Genomic DNA, 17,929 nt, shown 5'->3' on the forward strand with positions numbered 1-17,929 from the left:
TTACTGTCTCCATTCAAAGAGCATATCAAGTCTATTACAACTGACAATGGTACAGAATTCGCTTGTCATGAAATGATAGCCAAAAGCCTTGGTGTTACCATATATTTTGCTGACCCATACGCTTCATGGCAGAAAGGCGCTATAGAAAATGCTAACGGACTAATTAGGCAATACGTGCCAAAAAAAGAAACCTTTGAGCATATCAGCCAGCAACAAATAACTAAGTATTCAAAGAAAATTAACATGAGACCAAGAAAGAAATTAGATTTTAAAACACCACAGGACTGCTTTTACGAACTAATTAAGTAAATTTGCACTTGCTTGTTGAATTCACGCTTTGTACCACTCAATTAAACCGCCGTATTTGTATGTCTGTGGAACTCGGTATGAGTATGAAAAGTCTCAACAAAAATGTAGTGAAAGGTAGGGGGTAATGACGAAGGTTATATACATGGTTCACGTCTATAATCTGCATTAAATCAGTATGTTGTGAGTAGTAGTGGAGAAGTTGCCTAATAAGGTGCAAGAAGGGCGTTAACAAGCGTCAAGAAGGGCGTGTTCTTGAATGAAGAAGAGCCTTTTCTTAATCCATGATGGGCATGTAGAGGATATGATGTGTGCGATAATTCATTACAAAATAGTACTAAGGTTAAAATAAAAGATAATCATCTTCTTCTCTTCTTCTTCTCTTTAATCCTTCAATGAAATACGTAATTTATTGATAGTAGTTTCTATTTGTTCCTGATGAATGGTGATTTCCTCAAAGTTCTTTAATCTGTAGTAACGTCATACATTTTATTGTACTAAATAATAATAATGCGATTCTATGACGTATAACAAAGACTGCAAAGCAAGACAAGGTGTCGTCCATGACTTTATTCATGGGATGAGCGAATTAGAAGAATGGTAGAATTGAGTTCTACTCGATACTATGTAAGGTGGAATATGCGTGCGTTCTTATCATTTTACTTGTAATTTTCTAATTCTTCATTTATGTCATCAATGAGAGTGCTTATAGAAACATTCAGCCCAAATCCATCGGGGACAGGGAATATTAACGCCTTGTTTATGTTATGCACTTGTAGTTTCCTGATAGTAGTATTAAGGAACTCTGCTAACTCAAAGCATTTACATATAGAACCAGACATTGCTTTTGTTTGGTTTATATAATATGATGCAAAATCATTGAATGGGAATAAAATCACATATAATTCGCCTTTTTTCCCTTCATTTAGAATGATAGAATCATCATCAAATAATGTCCATATACACTCCCAATCACATATTCGTTTGATGAAATATGCATAACGTTTTTCAGGAGATAATCGTATTATAGCCTCAATTTCTTGTTTAGATATTTCCATAATCTTTTTGTTTATTTCTATGCCTCTGGTTGTTTTTGACTTTGGTAGACTACTTTGATGTCTTGTCTTTAGAAACGGTTGACCCCGTTATTAGCCACATCTTTTTAAAGTTGACTTGATATCTTTATTACTGTTGATAGTTGTTAGAGTTTCTTTTATTACCATAAAGGATTGCTTGAAAGGTATGAGTAGTGCGGTAACCCTTTACCCATAAGGCAAAGGTATGCTTATTTTAGAGATTACACAAGTGTTTTGCTTTATAATAATCTATTCTTGCGTTGTCATCTCGGAAGTGTTTGTAGGAGGTCTCGTCTCGTTGTCCATGTATCGACTTAGTCGATGGGAGGGGATGTAGTCATGAATACTCTTGCGATTACGCAAGTTATTGTAGCTATCATAGCCAGCATACAAAACAGCAATGGCTTAACTGAGGTATACTTTCACAGAATAACTCATATAGCTGCAGATGAGCGTGGAACTAATTATTGTTTCATCAATGTTACCGTAGACGAATAATAGTCTACTGCAATGGATGAGACGTAGTATCTGCTTCAGACACATGCCATAACTTTGTGAATGACACCAATTTTGGGATTGTCTTAAGGTGTCATATTAAAGGTGTATTGTGCATCATCCCGTGGGTCATTATAACTCGTAAACGCATCAGTAGGTTCAAAGTTAAATCCGTAACCATAAATAGTACTCTCGGATATAACTCTTTTTTTATAGCCAGATATAGCCACACGATACTTGCCTTTGCCGAGTCTTATTCTAAATCCTTTATACAGTGTTTGACCATCTAAAGTCTGATAGGATAAACAGTCCTGTGCAGGATCTTTAAATAAACTTACTCTAAAATTAGCTAAACTCCCCAAAGAGCCAATCCAAACGTTATCGTCTTCTACATTTAGATTAAATCCATCATAGGTAAAAACTTCATTCCAATCGTCTTTTATAATGTCATCGTGACCTATTAGAATCTCATAATCTATTGAGTCAATGGGTAAGATAGGAATCCACACTCCTTCCTTCAGTGAATCAATATATAAGTCATTATTGTCTTGAAAGACCTTCAAGAGATTTTTACTCTTTATTTGTTTTCTTGTAAGAAACCTCTTCAAGGAAGCTATACAAACAACATAGATGCCATAACTTTCGACTGATAGTATTCTTTTTTCCATTCTTTATTTGTTGAAAAATATATCATTGTTTTATAGTATAACGTTTTTTAGCTTCTGTAAATCCTCTAAAAGCGTTACACCTTTATATCGAATATCATACAAATAGAGAACCGAAGATGTCATAAATCATAACGTACACTTCTGACATTTATTGTATTAAGCATTCGTGGAAAGCTCTTAGAGTCCTATATTCGACTTTGTGATTGGATATGAGGATATAGTAAACATAATTTGATATTGGATTTATCTTTCAACTTATATCTTGTGTTCTTTCTATCTTATGTCTACTTAGAGACCTGATACGGCGGGACTTTTTGTCAATTTGTTTTATAAACAAGCTAAGCGAAAAAAGCAGGTTTACCTAATTTGATACAAGAGGAATTCAAAACGTTATGAGCAACCTGTTGGAGCGAGCTTCTCGATTTAAGGTGATTGACATGTATCTTTATCATAAACAAGTTCAATCGTTGACCAATGGCAAGAACATACAAAGGTGCGCTCAGAATATCGTTGGATATTATTTATATTGATGGTCTCTATATCATCAGTTCTTTCTCCTGACATCTTTATATATACTTCGTGAAAATGATAATCAGTAATCTTGAATTCGACTATTCTGAATCCTTTATTCTCTAAATATTGAATTAGTGTTGTTATAGGAGTACAGACTTTGATGTTTTCTATTTGCATATACATCTATTAAATTTGCTTGATTCTAATTCTATTGGGGCTTCATAAGGTGTTAGCTTTTCATTATAATCTTCTAAAGTATTGCGTTGCGCCACCTCTACTATATTGAAGATTAGCTTTTGTTATATATCCATTTTGAGTTGAATTATTTCCTGTTAAGCTTATAGGGTGTTGGTGATGTAATTATCTGTTATCGATTTATTATGCCAGAATGGGTTATTGTAGGAACCTGTCTTATTGTCACAGAATACATTTTGAGATGTAGGCTATCCATCGAAGACATACTGTTGGTACGCAAAAGTAATATTAAGTAGCTGTGTAGTCCCACTATTTTAATACTCGTACACCAAGTTTCTGAAAAGTAACTTAACGACTACTATTATGTCTACTAATCATGAATATTACTGGAAATCTCGCCAAATTCAAATTCATTCTCAAATGATATATAAATGATCTTCGTATAATCTTGAGATAGGAAATAGTGATGTTGAGGTATGTCTTCTATTAATAAGGGGATTATCTTTAATAAATCATTCAAGTAGAACTCATATCCATTCTCCGTCAAGCTATCTCCAATATATATAATCGTATCATCCTTACGATATACTCTCGCTTCTATTAACCCTTTAATAAGATTAATGGCTTCAAAAGAGACGTCTCTTTGCTCGGCTTTTATATACTTATAATTATTTAATTTACTAAATTCAAGCCGCTCTCCGATGATGGGGATATGTTTTTTTAGATTTCCTATGTAATTAGAAAGGTTGGGAATAACAGTGTAATTTATCTTCTGCTCTTCTGCACTCTTTATTAAGATGTTATCATAATAATTATTCATAAATCAGTAAACTATTATTTGTAATGTTATTCGTTGCGTATACTGACTGTTCTTGTAGTTCACGATTGTGCTATCTGATATTGGTTGAAGTGTTATAATTCGATTAATAGCAAGAACTATCTAAGTGTCCAATTCTCCAATGATGAACAGAAATCTTCAAAGTTAGGAGCTATTTCTATCAAGCCTTCTTCCATTGGATACTCATGATAAAATACTTTAATAACTCCTGTTGATACTTCTATCCAAATATCATTACCACACCCATCATCAGCAAAGGGGATGTGAGTCTTGACTAAAGAATCCATCTCAGAATCATTTTGTAATTGTGGGTTCCGATACTTAATGATATCTTCAAATTTTAAGAAGAACCCTATTTCTATCTTATCCCAATCACCTTTTGCAATAGGGTAAAAGGTGTGTCTGAACATCATAGCTTGCATTGGAAATGAGACACCATCGTAAGTTAGATATAATTGGATAAAACTTCTCATTTCATCATAATCTATTCCTAACTGTCGTCTTATCTCCTTTTCAGAAAGTAGAGATGTTCTACCTTCATATAGTAATTTATTATCTGTGAATGAAACCATAGTTTTATCTTTATTAATTAATATTGTTGTAAGTCAGAAGATTTCGTAAAGTAGGGTAGAGGGGGCGTAGGTTTTGTATCATTTTAATACAGAGATCCGACTACAGCGGAGGTACTGTCTGGTGACAGCTGCGGTAAATAAGACTGATAGCTCCATTGTATTCACATTGTGAAGGGAACTTTCTGTACTGAACATATTGTAAAACCTAATATAAGGATGTTTAAGCATCTGTCCGATAACAAATACTCCTTTACGTGTTTCTATATTCAAGACTCGATTCTCTTTCCAAGATACTCTTGTCATACTTTATAATGTTTTTTGTCCTTTATGTAGTTTTGTTAAGTCAGTAACCTTAGTATTATCTTTCGTTTCAAAATATTTGTTGGTAAGTAGTTAGGTACTTACTTGTATCTTATCATTGTGCTTAAGCTTCATATTATAGTTTTGTCTTCATTTGAGGTGTACGAAAAGAGTATATGAGAATGTGGTTGTTAAGGATGGATGGCGTGCGGGCATAGTAATGAGAAGATGTAGTAACAGAGTTGGCAAGTAAGCGAGTTATAAGTTATAACAGCTATAACAAACTCCTCGTTCACTTGCCAACAATGCTATTATCTAATTAACTTGTTATCTTGTCAATTTACTTAACAATCACCTTGCGTGTTGTTCCATCAGAAGACTTAACGATGTTCAGACCCTTCTGAAGCTTCTGAATTTGACGACCATCAATGGTGTAATACTTTTCTGTTGTGGCCTTATTGAAGTTTGCACTCTCGATACCAGCGGTAGAAAGTTTGGCAACCATTGGTTCGCTTGAATACTTCTTGCCGTCAGCCTCATAAACCATTACGACCTTAAGGCTTGTGATAGAACTATCATAGAAGTGAAGAATACGAAGGTTATCGATGACCTTGAAGTCATAGTTTCTGTTGTCCTGATAGTTGAAAGGAATATTAGTCATTTCGTCCTCATGCATGTCACGGTACTGAGTTTCAGTCTTCTTGAACTTGAAAGGCTCTTTGCTATCATTTGCATAGACATTGTAGTACATCTTCTCTGGGTCGAGATAGTTGCCGTCAACATCTGCGTTCTTAACATAGAACGCTAATTTAATCTCATTAGAAGTGTTATCGTAGTCTGGAGTAGATGTGAAATAGAAGTATTCAGGTGTCGCTGGTTTACCTGCTTTCTGTATGTAAGGAGTCAAGGTTAGGCCCTCGTAGCTTTCTACATAGTCTTCACCAGTAATGTTGTCATCACTTGCTCTACCTAAAGAAGTTCTAAGAATCTTAGAAGCAGTCAGTTTACCAGTTGCATCAATGCTGAACTCAAGGTTTTCAGCGGTCTTTTCTTCATTCTCGAAGGCAGCTGCAAAGGTGTGATACTCCGACTTATCGCTATCGTATTTCTTAAAGTCTGTCTTCTTGGTAATACCCAAATACTGATTAGTAGGCATGACAGCTTTGTCGCCCTGCTTGGTTAGTTTCACCCAAACGTTTGCGAGTTTCTCAGCCTTGAACAACCCCTTGATGTAGATATCGTTGTTATCTGTCATCGCTTCAACAATTCGTGGAGAAGAATCAGACTTAGATGAAACAATATACTGAGCCTTCACAGCTGTAGAAGGAGGCGTAATTAGCTGTTCGCCAAGTGGCTCAATCGTAAGAGCCCAGTCGCCACCATAGTTGTTTTGCCAGCTATTTTCATAGGCAGCGCCCCATATTTTCGCTTTCTGACCCATACCTTTCATCACAAGTTTATTGTTCTCCCAAGTGAAATCAACATAGTTCATAGCTGCGCCAACAGGCTCGTAACTCTTTCCATCATCAGTAGAAACCATACGATTGAGAGTGATTGTACGCTCGCTACTTTCCTCCTCCTCATCGTCCCCACCGAGGTCGTCTGTAAGGATATCCTGCGGTAGCTTTGCTCTATACTTGCCATCCGCTTGCTTCTCAAGCTTTAACCATGACTTGCTGTCGAGGCCTGAAAGTGGATTATAAATATAAATACAGCCATCATCTCCGATAACAATCTTGGACACTAAACCTTCATATCTACCTTGCTGAACACCTGTCCAACCCTTCTTAACCCAAGACTTAGTTGAGCGGTATAGGTTTTCTATCAGCTTACCTTTAGGCGTGTCCTTTATTATCTGAGCGGATGCCGTAAGGCTCAGTACTAATGCACAAATTGAGAATAAAGTTCTTTTCATATCTTATTAATTTATATTAGTTGAATTGTATTGTTTGTCATTTTTAGAAGTCATAGCCAATGCCAATGGTACAATAGCTGCTTCCTGCGTTTGCAGTCTTCAGATTATAAGCTCCGTTCAAGCGCAGTCCTTGATACTTGAAGCCTGCTCCCATAGTGACATGACTAAGGTCGTGGTCACCATACTCATAGCCTGCACGTACTGATACCATCTTATTATAGGTGTATTCAAGTCCGCCACCAAGCATAAAGAGTTTTGCCTCTGTAGGTTGGAAGAAGTAACGAGAAGATAAGGCAGCAGCCACTTGATGCTTCTCAGCAACATCCACTGACAGCGCACCCCCTACGGCAAAATAGGTAGGAAGTGTTGTTTTATGCTTGTTACCATAGTCGAGTTGTGGACCAATTGCACCCACCTTCGCATCGAGCATGAGGTTGGCCGGTTTGTTGGCAAGGGTCAACTCGTTATTCTGATACGCCCCCCCTATATTGAAAGCAGCACCCATAGCATTCTTTGATAGGTGACTATAGATAAGACTTCCTGTCGCGTATGCTGCGAAACCCTTACCTAATAAATAGGTGTAACCCAAGTCGATTGTCCAGTTATAGGGCTGATAGTCCTTGGTTGGATTGCCCGAAACGTCGTAGCCCTTTAACTTCAAGCCTCCAGCATAGCGGAAACCAGCAAAAACAGCATGACGTTTAGCAAACTTATAACCTGCAGTAGCAGCGTAAAGTCCGAAGGTGCCGTCAGCACCCTCTGCCTTTTCAAAAACAGATGCGGCGATATCAGCAGTGAACATCTTATCTGTTGCGAAGAAAGCAGCAGGATTGTTATATAGGTACATACCCTCGGCTGCAACCGAAGCATTACCCATAGCGGCCGTCTTAGCATCGGTGTTGACCGTCAGAATAGAGAGGTCTTGTCCCTGGGCATTAGCCTGCGTAGCACCGAGAAGTGCTGCGCAAGCCATGAGAATGATATGTTTTGTATTCATACTTGTTTTGATTATCGTTTAATGAATAGCTGGGTATGGTTACCCTTGCTGGTATAGACGGTTAGTTTATACGTCCCAGGGTTCAGTTTAGAAAGGTCGAGTGTAGCCACGTTGTACTTGTCTGGTGTCACGGTAGCCTTCATCAGACGCTCGCCCACAGTAGAACTAATAACGAGTTCAGCCTGTTTTACTTCAGGATTGAGCAAGGTATGAATATCCTTCTGTACTGGGATAGGGTAGACAGCATAGACTGGAGCTGCCTTCTTTTCGACCACACGAACTTGGAAAGAGGCATCAGATGATGTCTTGCGACCGTCAGAAGCAATGATGTTGATGCGTGTGACACCCTTACTCGTTGGTTTCAACTGAAGATTGTCATTGCTGATAGTAGCCGAAGCAACACCCCCATTCGTAACATTCGCTTTATAGGTAAGCTGTGTGTTACTGCTGTGTGTGTAATGACCAGCTAATGGTATCGTAACGACGCCTTCGTCCATACCTATGATGTAGTTCTCGAAAGGCTTCGTTAGCTGTGGTGGTATATACTTGACAATCTTAAATGTAAAGCTCTTCTCGGCCTTTGCACCTAAGTCATCAGAGAGTATGAAAGTACAGTTATAACTACCAGCTTCAAGCACAGGAACGAGGTTGACGGTCACAGTATTGCCCTTCACGGTGTAGGAAACACCCTTTGTCTCACCCGTAGCCTTGATGTCCCAGTTGTGACCATCAGGGTCGGCAACGTTGAAAGAGAATGACTGACGATCGTTCTCCATAACCTCTATAGCCTCTGTTGGGAATCCTGTAGCCTCAGGAGCATGGTTGAGTCGGGTTGTACACTTCTGAATCATAGGTTCAGAGAGGTTGCCCCAACGATCCACTGCTACCACTGCAACGCTATAGGTAGTGTTATCTTTCAAGTCATCGAAGTCATACTTAAGCGTCTCACCCAAGCTATGTCCCATACCATTGATTTCTCTGTAAGTCATATCCTTGAGCTTATCAGCTGTCAGATCACCCTGAGCAATGTAGAGTCGATAGAAGGCTGCAGTCTTATCCTCGTCCTTTGCGATACTCCACTCAGCATTGATGTCCACGAAATCAGGCTTGAGCGTCAGTGTTCCTACCTTCTCTGGGGCAATTTTCGTATCTGTTTCGAAGGCCGCCTCTGCGTCGATATAACCCTTACCTAATTTCCCCTTATACGTAGGATTTTGTTCGTCGATATTATAAGGACGATAGGCAGTGGTCAGTCGTGTCTTCAGTTCTTCATTCGTAAAGCCTTGACGACCGAAGTAAGAGGCGATGAGTGCCGCAATACCTGACACGTGTGGGCAGGCCATAGAGGTACCTTGGAAGTAAGCATAACCCGATGCTACCTTCTTTTTGGGTACGGTGCTCAACACACCTGCCGATGTTCCGAAGCGGTCTTGGTCGCCACCTGGAGCCGTAATGGTCACCCATTTAGCGTAATTACTATAACTTGCCTTACTGAAGTCCCATGCCATTGCAGCGACAGAAACCGTCGGAGCATAGCAAGCTGGGTAAGCAGAAAACTCTTTATTCTCATTACCAGCAGCGAACATTACCACACCGCCCTTCATTGGGGAGTCTGGACGTTGATTGCCGTTAGCATCACAACCAGCCATCTTGATGAAGTAGTCGATGGCTTCCTTCAGTAGTTGAGGCATGGAGGTGACCCCTGCTGTTGACGAGTAGCCCCAAGAGTTCTGACAAATGACAGCCCCGTTGTCAGCAGCATACTTAATGGCAGCTGCCGCATCGCCCTGCTCGTCTTTGTTTCTGAATATCTGACAACTCAACAGACGTACGCCACTATCGGCCGAGCCATCGCCACCAGCGATACCAGCTACACCCTTTCCGTTGTTGTTACGAGCTGCAACAGTACCTGCAACGTGGGTGCCGTGTCCGCCATCATCGGGTTCGATAGTACCGCCAACAACGTCTTTAGCAGTCACAAAGTTGTAACCATAAATATCGTCAACAAATCCGTTGCCGTCATCATCAACGTTAGGTTGACCGTTCTTCTCCTTTTCGTTGACGTAAAGATTGTCTTTTAAGTCCTCGTGTGTGATATCAATACCACCATCAACAACGGCTACGATGACATTCTTCTTACCTGTTGTGTATTTCTCCCAGACAGGTTTAACATTACAGTCGGCCCCACGCTTAGCATGAGCACTGACGGTTCCGTCGTTATAGTAATGCCACTGTTTAGCGAGGAGAGGGTCGTCGAAATTGCTGGCACCTCCCTGTGTACTTGCTTCAGAAGGACTATAAGGAGTCATCTTAACCGTTGGTCTGGCCATTGGTAGTACTCGTTCAGCACATTCAACACCGTCAGCTTTCTTGAACTGGTTTAATACTGCTGCCACATCCTTGCTCTTGTCGAAGTAGATAGTGTACCAACGGTCAAGTCCCTCGGCAACTGTTCGTGCTTCATAGATGCCAGCTGGCTTAAATACTCGTTCCATCTTATACGCACCAGAGTATTGCATTGCAGAGGACATAGTCGATGGGACGCTTTGCATCTCAACATTTCCGCTGCGAGTTGTAGGGATAGCTTGATTCGTACCCTTTGCCAGTTTCACATTAATGCAGCCTTTTACCGCAAAGAGGTCTTTGTCAATATTGACCGAGCGTGTGTCGGATGCGGTCGCATCTAAGTCTTGACTGTCTTGGCATGAGGCCGTAACCATCATGCCAGAGAGCGCACACGCACATAGATATATAATAGATTTTCTCATCAATGTACCTTTTATTTATTTCTTTTGATTGGTTTGTTTGAGCATACGTTCCACCTTAGCCAGTCGCTGTTCTTTACTTCCTGCAAAGACCGTAGGCTTGTACAAGACGGTAATCTGCATGACTGCCTTACCGTTGTTGACGTCGGCATACTCGCCACCTGAGATGGCCAAGGTCAGATAGTCAGAACGACGAGCATAGACATGATGCTTACCATTGTAGCCAACAAACTCGAAATTGTTTGCGGTAAGGAGCTTATCAAACTCGTGGGTGACAAACCACTCGTTGCCATACTGCCATATACCTAAATTAGGCTGACCGTAGAACAGGCTGTACTGCTCAATGCTTCCGACCTTATCTTGTGGGGTCGTAGCATCACTGCGAAGGAAGAAGAAATAAGTACGTGCAATCAGTGTAGGGTCGTTTGTCTTGTAGAGAAGAGCCTCAACCTCGTTGTTCTTAGTTGTTTGACGCTTCATCTCCTCGCTGTTCTTACCCTGTTCATATTTCTCAACATCGCTTATCTTCTTGTCAGACTTGTTCAGAAGGTCGATAGGCCCAAGGTCAAGACTACTAAAAGTAGGGTAGCTGCGGTCCTGTGTATGCATCTGATAGAAGAACAGTACAACACTGTTATTCTCCTCTCTGATGTCTACATCCATCGTATAAGCCTCTTTGATATTGACGTAATGATTGGTGTCCTTCTCGTCTCTTGTATATCCATTGGCTCTCATAAAGTCCTGGAAAGCTTGTGTCTTAACGGCGTTAACACCTTCTCTTGTTAGTGAACGCGTGTAGACACGGGTCGGTACACCATATTTAGTGTCGTTTACATAGACCACATCCTTGAACAATGGCGATGGTGTTCGGAAGAAGTAACTCTCTTCATAGATGCCGTTTACCTCGTCTGGTCCGCCATATTCTGTAAGAATACTCCCTCGGCGATACTCGTAATCCATCATCTTATGCAGACTGAAGGGATTACCTGGGTTGCAAGCTAAGATGAAGGTTGCCACGCCTGGTTGCTTGACAACGACCTCATTGTTCTTCCCTGCGATGGTTACCGTGAGTTTCGTAGTTCTTTCAGTAGCACTATAGTTAGGCTTAGAAATAAACTTCAATCCATGCTTCTTCTGAATAACTTGCAGCCAGTCAGGCTTTTCGTTCTGTGTAAGGTCATACGACATGCCCTCTAACTTCAAGTCGACAGTGGTCGTACCACCCGCCTGTGGCAGGACAATCTCACCTTTGCTAATATCCAAAGAGATATCAGCAGCACTCTGGCTGACCATGATTTTCTGTACTGCCAAACCACCATCAACAAGGATATAGCTGCTTCTCTCCGCCCCAGTTGTGTTCGGGTCTACTTGTACAGCAATCTCGTTTCTGTTCTGTGTAAGGTGTACCCATGACTTAGGAGTCGTGGTAACCCATTCCTTACAGTTCGTGTTCACTGTAATCGTCTTCTCACCTACCTGATTAGAAAAGCTTATCTCCTTCTCTGAAACATTCAGATAGGGCTGTTCGAAGCTGTCATTGTCAGCACATCCAACCGCCATTCCTAATAATAGGCATAGCAGGGAGAACTGTACCAGCTTATGTATATTGATTATACGCATATCATGTAATAATTTAATAAGGTATAAGAATCAGATTAGAACTTCAATGCTTTCTTAGCAGCAGAGAAGTTTTTAACCATCTTCGTCTGTGCTGTTAAGCCCTTACTACTTACACCTGATACGGACGGGTCATAGCTATAAAGCAGTGCGAGCACTGGTGCGTCATTGTCTAACACGCATGTAACATCAATCACTAAGTGGTCGCTTTCACGTACGAAGAAGTGGTTGTTGCCTGATGTACGGAGGAATGAGAAGCCCTCATCACCAAGTAGTTTCTTGAGCTCCTTGGTTGCAACCCATTTACTACCATACTTCCACACACCGAGGTTAGTGTCTTTGAAGAGCAAAGCACCAATCTGTACGCTACCAAGATTGTCTGGTGCGTCACCATCCTTATCCGTTGTATAGAAGATGTGAATACGTCCGTATGCTGCAGAAGGGTCTGTGCTTGCCTTCAGCTTATATTGAAGCTGTGACACCTCTGAGGTCTTGTGCTCGTTGACGGTGCGTTCTTCTTCCGTGCTACCAGCCCTCTGCTCGTATTGTTCTACTTGTGCTAACTTCACGTTGTCCTTCTGTAGTAACTCAAGAGGATAGAATGGTAGCTTATTGAAAGTCTTGTATTCACCAGTCTGCTTCATGATAGGAGTGAAGGTAAGATTGACTCCTTCGTTGTTCTCTTTCTCTGATATATAGACCTTCAAAGACAATAACTCCTTCTCATTCGTGTATTCTCTGTCAGACTGAGAGTTGCTGCGTACATAGCCATTGTCTGTCAAGAACTTATCGAAAGCCTTGTCTTTCACGGCGTCGATAGCCTTTCTGCCATCGCCAATCATGATGATCTGTGATGGATTGATACCATCAGAACTGCAATACTGAACTAAGGTAAAGATAGGAGATGGGGTGATGAAGGTGTAAGTCTCCTCAAGTCCGTAAGCAGGCATGGCAGCTTGATACTCGCGCAGATAGCTACCACGCCCTAACTCGAAGTCCATAATCTTGTGCTCATCCTGTGGTACACCAGGGTTGATAGGCAAGAGATAACGCTGAATACCAGGTTGTGACACGACAATCTCACGGATGACACTGCCACTCTTGGCATATAGTTTCACCTCACGGGTCTGGTAGCTATCGTTGCGTTCAGCTATCAGTTTGATTTCTTCCTCAGCCTTAACAATCTTCAACCAACTAACTTCTTCGCTCGTAGTTACGTCATAGACAGCTGAGTTAGTGGTGATGTCAATTGTCTTCTCGCCACCTGTTTGTGGGAGATAGATAGCATTCGGAACCACGTCGAGCGTCACGTCGGCTGCACTCTGGGTCACAGCAATCTTGCCAGTAGCGCCATTGGCATTTACAAGAACATAACTTGTGCGCTCTGCACCCATCTTATTTTCAGTTACCTTTACCTTCAGTACGTTACCGTCCTGAACCAGCGAGAGCCATTCGCCTTCCTGTGGAGACGATGCGATCCAGCTGTTTTGATTGGTTGTTACACTAATGTTCCTTTCACTTACGCCTTTGTCAAAGGTGATGTTGTTTTCTGAAAGGACCAGTGTTGGCATCTCAAACTCGTCTTCCTTAGCACATGAAAACAGGCAAAGAAGGATGCCACCTAACATTAGGGAGTAGAGTGTCTTTTTTAATTCCATACTCTTTAAGGGTTTTATAAGATAATAAATATATTGATTCATACTCAATTCGAAGGGTTGTAATTGGTTTTTTGTATTCATATTCTCGGTAAGATATTGACTACGTGGCCTTTGTCTTAATTTATATTAAGGTGAGGTTTTCTTTTACAAAAATAGGATTTAATGAGAATAAAAACAAGCTGATTGAGTTAAAAGAAACTAACCTTATGTTATTTATATTTATCATGAAAGTGGGTGTCAACGAATGGGAATATCCCTTCTCGTGCTCCTCTTTTGAATTGAATAATAGGTTCTTGACGACTTCTGCCAAGTCTGTCACCTTAAATGTCATACTAATTAAATCCATATTTATCACGGCCTGTAAAAATAACGAGTGCAAAGGTAGTGGCTTCCTACGGATGTGACAATACCTATTTATTAGGAATTTACACTCGTTTCTTTGTGTTGATGTGTCCTCTTATCCCTAATTAAGATGACAGAATTTGCTTTCTCAATAGTCGTTTGTTTGTTTTGACGTTCGTAAAATATCATTACAAAACGAGTGTTCTATAACCTTCTTTATTACGATAAAGTATCTTGTTAATAGCACTATATAACTAACAGATAAACAGTAGGTTATATACTCTATTGGAGAAGGGCGTCTTTAAGCTTCAAGAAGGGCGTTGACAACGACGAAGAAGGGCATGTTCTTGAAGGGAGAAAGGCCTTGTCTTGAAGCTAATCAGGCGTTGGTTAGTTTTAAGGGTGTGAATTTCTTTTACATAATAGTTAGTGGGTATGGGTGATAAGGTGGATGGTTTAGGTTCTGTTCCATAGTGTGCTGTGTTTGTAGGTGTTAATATGTCCATCCAAGAACGGATAAAATAGTGAGTAGACGAAACTTAGTTGAGAAGGTATTTCTTTGCCAATGAGTTTGTAGGATATGATAATGAATAAGTATAAGGACTATTACACAAGTTTACATGTTGCGTGGACTATAATCCAGATTGATATATATTGAGTTTCAGATATGACTATTGTAAAGTAAATAAAAATACCCATTGAACGTGTAGAGTTGGATAATTCAACTGTACACGCTCAATGGGTTTACGACAGATGGTCGTGGGTTTTAAGCCTTTCGCTTCTTAGTACTCCTTCTCTTCCACCACAGGTAGTAACCGCTAATAGGTAGGAATCCCCCGATAAAGGCTGCGATGGCATAGAGAACACGTGAGAACCAGCCGCCCCAAGAACCTGTGTGCAACTGCTTAAAGAGTTTTCCTCCCTTTGGCTTCTTGCCTTGCTGGTCGCCTTTCATGTCTTTTGTCCCATCTTTCTGTGCCTGTGGTTGCCCCTTTATCTTACTTGTGTCTGGCTGTGCAAAGGCTTTCTCGTTTGTCTCACCCTGCTTTGCTCCGTCTTTCGACAGCTGTGCCTTCATTTCCTTGGGAGGCATTGGTTGACCAAAGAGTTTAGACATTCCCTGTCTGTACCAGCCGAAGGAGAATACAGGACCAGTCAGTGCCATGAGGAAAAGGAAGATGAATACATAGATACCTAACGACACATGTGAGTCGTAAACAAATCTGCGAAAACCTTTGTTGGTGCTGACTGTTAGTCGACTTTTCAGTGCTTTCTTACTCTTAGGCCACCAGACGACGACGCCGGAGAGCAATACAAGTACCATACACATGGACGTCACTGCCGTTAGAATTCGTCCTAACGATAGTCCACCATCGTGTGCATTCTCTGGTTTCATGAATAGCCAGCGGTGTAAGCGTACTATGTCTGTATAGAGAGGAATCTCTTTTGCATTCATGTCAAACAGCGGTGCGAGGTCTTTGAATAGTAGTAGCGCAAGTCCACTGAAGCATAATACGGTCATCACCACGCCAAGTGGTAATGCTAACCATCGGTGTATTTTTAAGCAGAATTTTCTCATTTCTTATATAATTATTGTTTTCGTTTCTTGTTTGTAAGCTGTTATCCTTTCGCTATCCCTTTCGTTTAAGATGGCTTTTGAGACTTATTTGCTTAGATGCTTACAACCTTGAAAGGTTTAATGAGCGTAGAGCGAATAAGTGATTATTTATATAATAAGATGTAGTAAGTTGTTGTGTTTACTGCCGAAATAGGTCAACACAGCTTCATTCGTCGCCATATCCAATTAGGGATAAGGCGCCAGAGGAAGGTGAGGACGGCCCATCGTGTGTCGATGACACAGACATGACGACGACAGTTGACAGCTTTTAGAATGCTGCGTGCCACCTTTTCTGTAGTCATCAACATAGGGAGACGAGAACTGCCAGCGAGTAGGGGAGTGTCGACAAAGCCCGGACGAATATCTGTGAAATGGATGTTATGATGCTTAGAGATAGCAAGCTGCTCCAATGCCTGTAGGTAGGTGTTCTGCATAGCCTTACTTGCACTGTAAGCAGGAGCAGGTCCGAGTCCCTTTGTTCCAGCGATAGAAGTGATGCAAGCGATGTGTCCTCCGCCATTGTTAGCAAAGTAGCGATAGGCACAACCAACCAATCTTGTGAAGCCAACAGCATTTGTTTCCATCGTTTTGAGCTCTTTCTCGGCTTCAAGACTTGGGTTTTGCCAACCGATACCTGCCGCATGGAAATAGAGATCGAGCCCTCCCATGCGTTCAATAAGTTGTTGTAGGGATGCTTCTGCAGCTTCGTCTGTCACGTCAATCTGCGCTGTGAATACACGCTCTGGTGCGAGGTTTTGTAGGTCTGTCAGCTTGTCAATACGACGGGCTGCCACACCAACTACCCATCCTTGGGCTATGAACAATCGTGCCACCTCATGTCCGATACCACTACTGGCACCTAATACGATAGCTTTCTTCATTTTAGTAGTTCTTTAGGGAGTAGTTCGTTGAGGCTATCCTCACGTATAATCTTAGGTGCAGCCTTGCCAGGAAGAACTAAAATCTTCTTCCCTTTGCGATAGATATGTAACTGTCGAGCACGGACCACAGCCGTTATCTCGTCATCAGTTTGCATCGCCTGCCATATAGGATAGTAAACTCCATCCTCATTAAAAAGCTTCTTCTGCAGGTGTGAACACATATTGGTTGTGTCGAGTTCTATCATTTCTTCTGTTGATTTGAATGTTATTGCGTGGATACAATATCGTTTCTTATTCTTTTCTTTTGCAAAGTTAGGAAAATAAAGCAGTATAACAAGCAATGGAGAAGAAAATGCGTGATTTGTGTAAGGAGGTGGAGTTGTGGCTGAAGAGATATTTTCCTTTCTGTCTTAAGATGCTAAAAGGCTGTTTAAGATATGCTGAAAGTAGTCTTAAGATGTGTTGAGAAGTTGTTTAAGATACGTTGAGAAACTGTTTAAGATAGGATGGAAAGCTGTTTAAGCTGTGTAGGAAAGCTATCTTAAGCTGTGCTGATGAGGTGTCTTAAGATTGGTTGGAAAGTTGTCTTAATATGCTGAAAAAGAGAAAGGTGTAAGCCACGTAATCCGTTGGTTTACACCTCTCTTGCGGAAAGAGGGGGATTCGAACCCCCGATACCCTTTAGGGGTATACACGCTTTCCAGGCGTGCCTCTTCAACCACTCGAGCATCTTTCCTTGTGGATTCTGAAGCATATAGCTTGTCTATCGAACCCAAACTGGTTTGCAAAAATAGAACTTTAGTTTTACAATAAAGCGATAGTAAAACTTATTTTAAGTTTCTTTAAGGCTTTTGGCGGTCTTTTCCTTTCTGTTAGTTTTGTGCAATTCATCGTTTTGTTTGTGAGCGAATATACTTGTAATAAGTCAAAACAAATAAATACACTTGTAACTCTATAAGACAGGTTAATATGTCTGAAATAAACGTTTAATATCATGTATGCTGTTGTATCAAGGCTGAATATGTGCTGACAGGCACGTTATTACCCCTGATGATAGCACTTAGTTTGGGACTTGTTGTGCAAGTTCCAAAACGAAGTGCAATAAAAGAGTGTCCCTCTCCGAGAGATGCAGACGTTCTCGACGCGTAGCGAGAGGTTGTCTGCATCTCTCGG

The 17,929-nt window shown here is 40.9% G+C and carries 14 protein-coding genes and 1 tRNA gene; 1 reads left to right on the top strand and 14 read right to left on the bottom strand.

Annotation, left to right across the window (positions count from 1 at the left end):
• On the top strand, positions 1–309 hold a 309-nt coding region (locus tag CHB62_RS13235), incomplete at its 5' end, for an IS30 family transposase (RefSeq protein WP_141240394.1).
• Positions 310–965: 656 nt separating this feature from the next.
• On the opposite strand, the gene CHB62_RS13240 is transcribed toward CHB62_RS13235, so the two are convergent.
• The 14 genes from CHB62_RS13240 to CHB62_RS13310 all read right to left on the bottom strand — a co-directional run bounded on the left by CHB62_RS13240 (position 966) and on the right by CHB62_RS13310 (position 17,492).
• Complete coding sequence (locus tag CHB62_RS13240) at positions 966–1,364, bottom strand: DUF2750 domain-containing protein (RefSeq protein WP_089367202.1); 399 nt, start codon at positions 1,362–1,364, stop codon at positions 966–968.
• A gap of 599 nt (positions 1,365–1,963) precedes the next feature.
• Entirely contained in the window at positions 1,964–2,545 is a 582-nt protein-coding gene (locus CHB62_RS13245; RefSeq protein ID WP_089367203.1) for a hypothetical protein, read from the bottom strand.
• A gap of 1,078 nt (positions 2,546–3,623) precedes the next feature.
• Complete coding sequence (locus CHB62_RS13255; protein WP_089367205.1) at positions 3,624–4,073, bottom strand: hypothetical protein; 450 nt, start codon at positions 4,071–4,073, stop codon at positions 3,624–3,626.
• Between the two features lie 116 nt (positions 4,074–4,189).
• On the bottom strand, positions 4,190–4,564 hold the full coding sequence (locus CHB62_RS13260) for an SMI1/KNR4 family protein (RefSeq protein ID WP_254919390.1): 375 nt from the start codon (positions 4,562–4,564) through the stop codon (positions 4,190–4,192).
• Between the two features lie 177 nt (positions 4,565–4,741).
• Positions 4,742–4,966: a DUF8309 domain-containing protein gene (locus CHB62_RS15590; RefSeq protein ID WP_497023421.1), complete on the bottom strand. Its 225-nt coding sequence runs from the start codon at positions 4,964–4,966 to the stop codon at positions 4,742–4,744.
• A 337-nt stretch (positions 4,967–5,303) separates the two neighbouring features.
• Entirely contained in the window at positions 5,304–6,878 is a 1,575-nt protein-coding gene (locus CHB62_RS13265) for a hypothetical protein (RefSeq protein ID WP_089367207.1), read from the bottom strand.
• A 43-nt stretch (positions 6,879–6,921) separates the two neighbouring features.
• Positions 6,922–7,875 (bottom strand): PorV/PorQ family protein, encoded by a 954-nt coding sequence (locus CHB62_RS13270; RefSeq protein WP_089367208.1) that lies wholly within the window; start codon positions 7,873–7,875, stop codon positions 6,922–6,924.
• An 11-nt stretch (positions 7,876–7,886) separates the two neighbouring features.
• Entirely contained in the window at positions 7,887–10,643 is a 2,757-nt protein-coding gene (locus tag CHB62_RS13275; RefSeq protein WP_089367209.1) for a S8 family serine peptidase, read from the bottom strand.
• Positions 10,644–10,658: 15 nt separating this feature from the next.
• Positions 10,659–12,260 carry a BACON domain-containing protein gene (locus tag CHB62_RS13280; protein WP_089367210.1) on the bottom strand — a complete coding sequence of 534 codons (1,602 nt, stop codon included), beginning with the start codon at positions 12,258–12,260 and terminating at the stop codon, positions 10,659–10,661.
• A 35-nt stretch (positions 12,261–12,295) separates the two neighbouring features.
• Positions 12,296–13,915, bottom strand: coding sequence for a BACON domain-containing protein (locus CHB62_RS13285; RefSeq protein ID WP_009012875.1), 1,620 nt, complete (start codon positions 13,913–13,915; stop codon positions 12,296–12,298).
• Between the two features lie 1,108 nt (positions 13,916–15,023).
• Positions 15,024–15,836 (bottom strand): PepSY-associated TM helix domain-containing protein, encoded by an 813-nt coding sequence (locus CHB62_RS13295; RefSeq protein WP_089367212.1) that lies wholly within the window; start codon positions 15,834–15,836, stop codon positions 15,024–15,026.
• A 194-nt stretch (positions 15,837–16,030) separates the two neighbouring features.
• On the bottom strand, positions 16,031–16,756 hold the full coding sequence (locus tag CHB62_RS13300) for an SDR family NAD(P)-dependent oxidoreductase (protein WP_009012878.1): 726 nt from the start codon (positions 16,754–16,756) through the stop codon (positions 16,031–16,033).
• On the bottom strand, positions 16,753–17,001 hold the full coding sequence (locus CHB62_RS13305; protein WP_176414877.1) for a hypothetical protein: 249 nt from the start codon (positions 16,999–17,001) through the stop codon (positions 16,753–16,755). The genes CHB62_RS13300 and CHB62_RS13305 overlap by 4 nt, the downstream gene beginning before the upstream one ends.
• Before the next feature lie 403 nt (positions 17,002–17,404).
• Positions 17,405–17,492 (bottom strand) — tRNA-Ser (locus tag CHB62_RS13310).
• Positions 17,493–17,929: the final 437 nt, after the last annotated feature.

Source organism: Prevotella jejuni, assembly GCF_900187995.1.
GTDB classification, from domain to species: Bacteria; Bacteroidota; Bacteroidia; order Bacteroidales; family Bacteroidaceae; genus Prevotella; species Prevotella jejuni.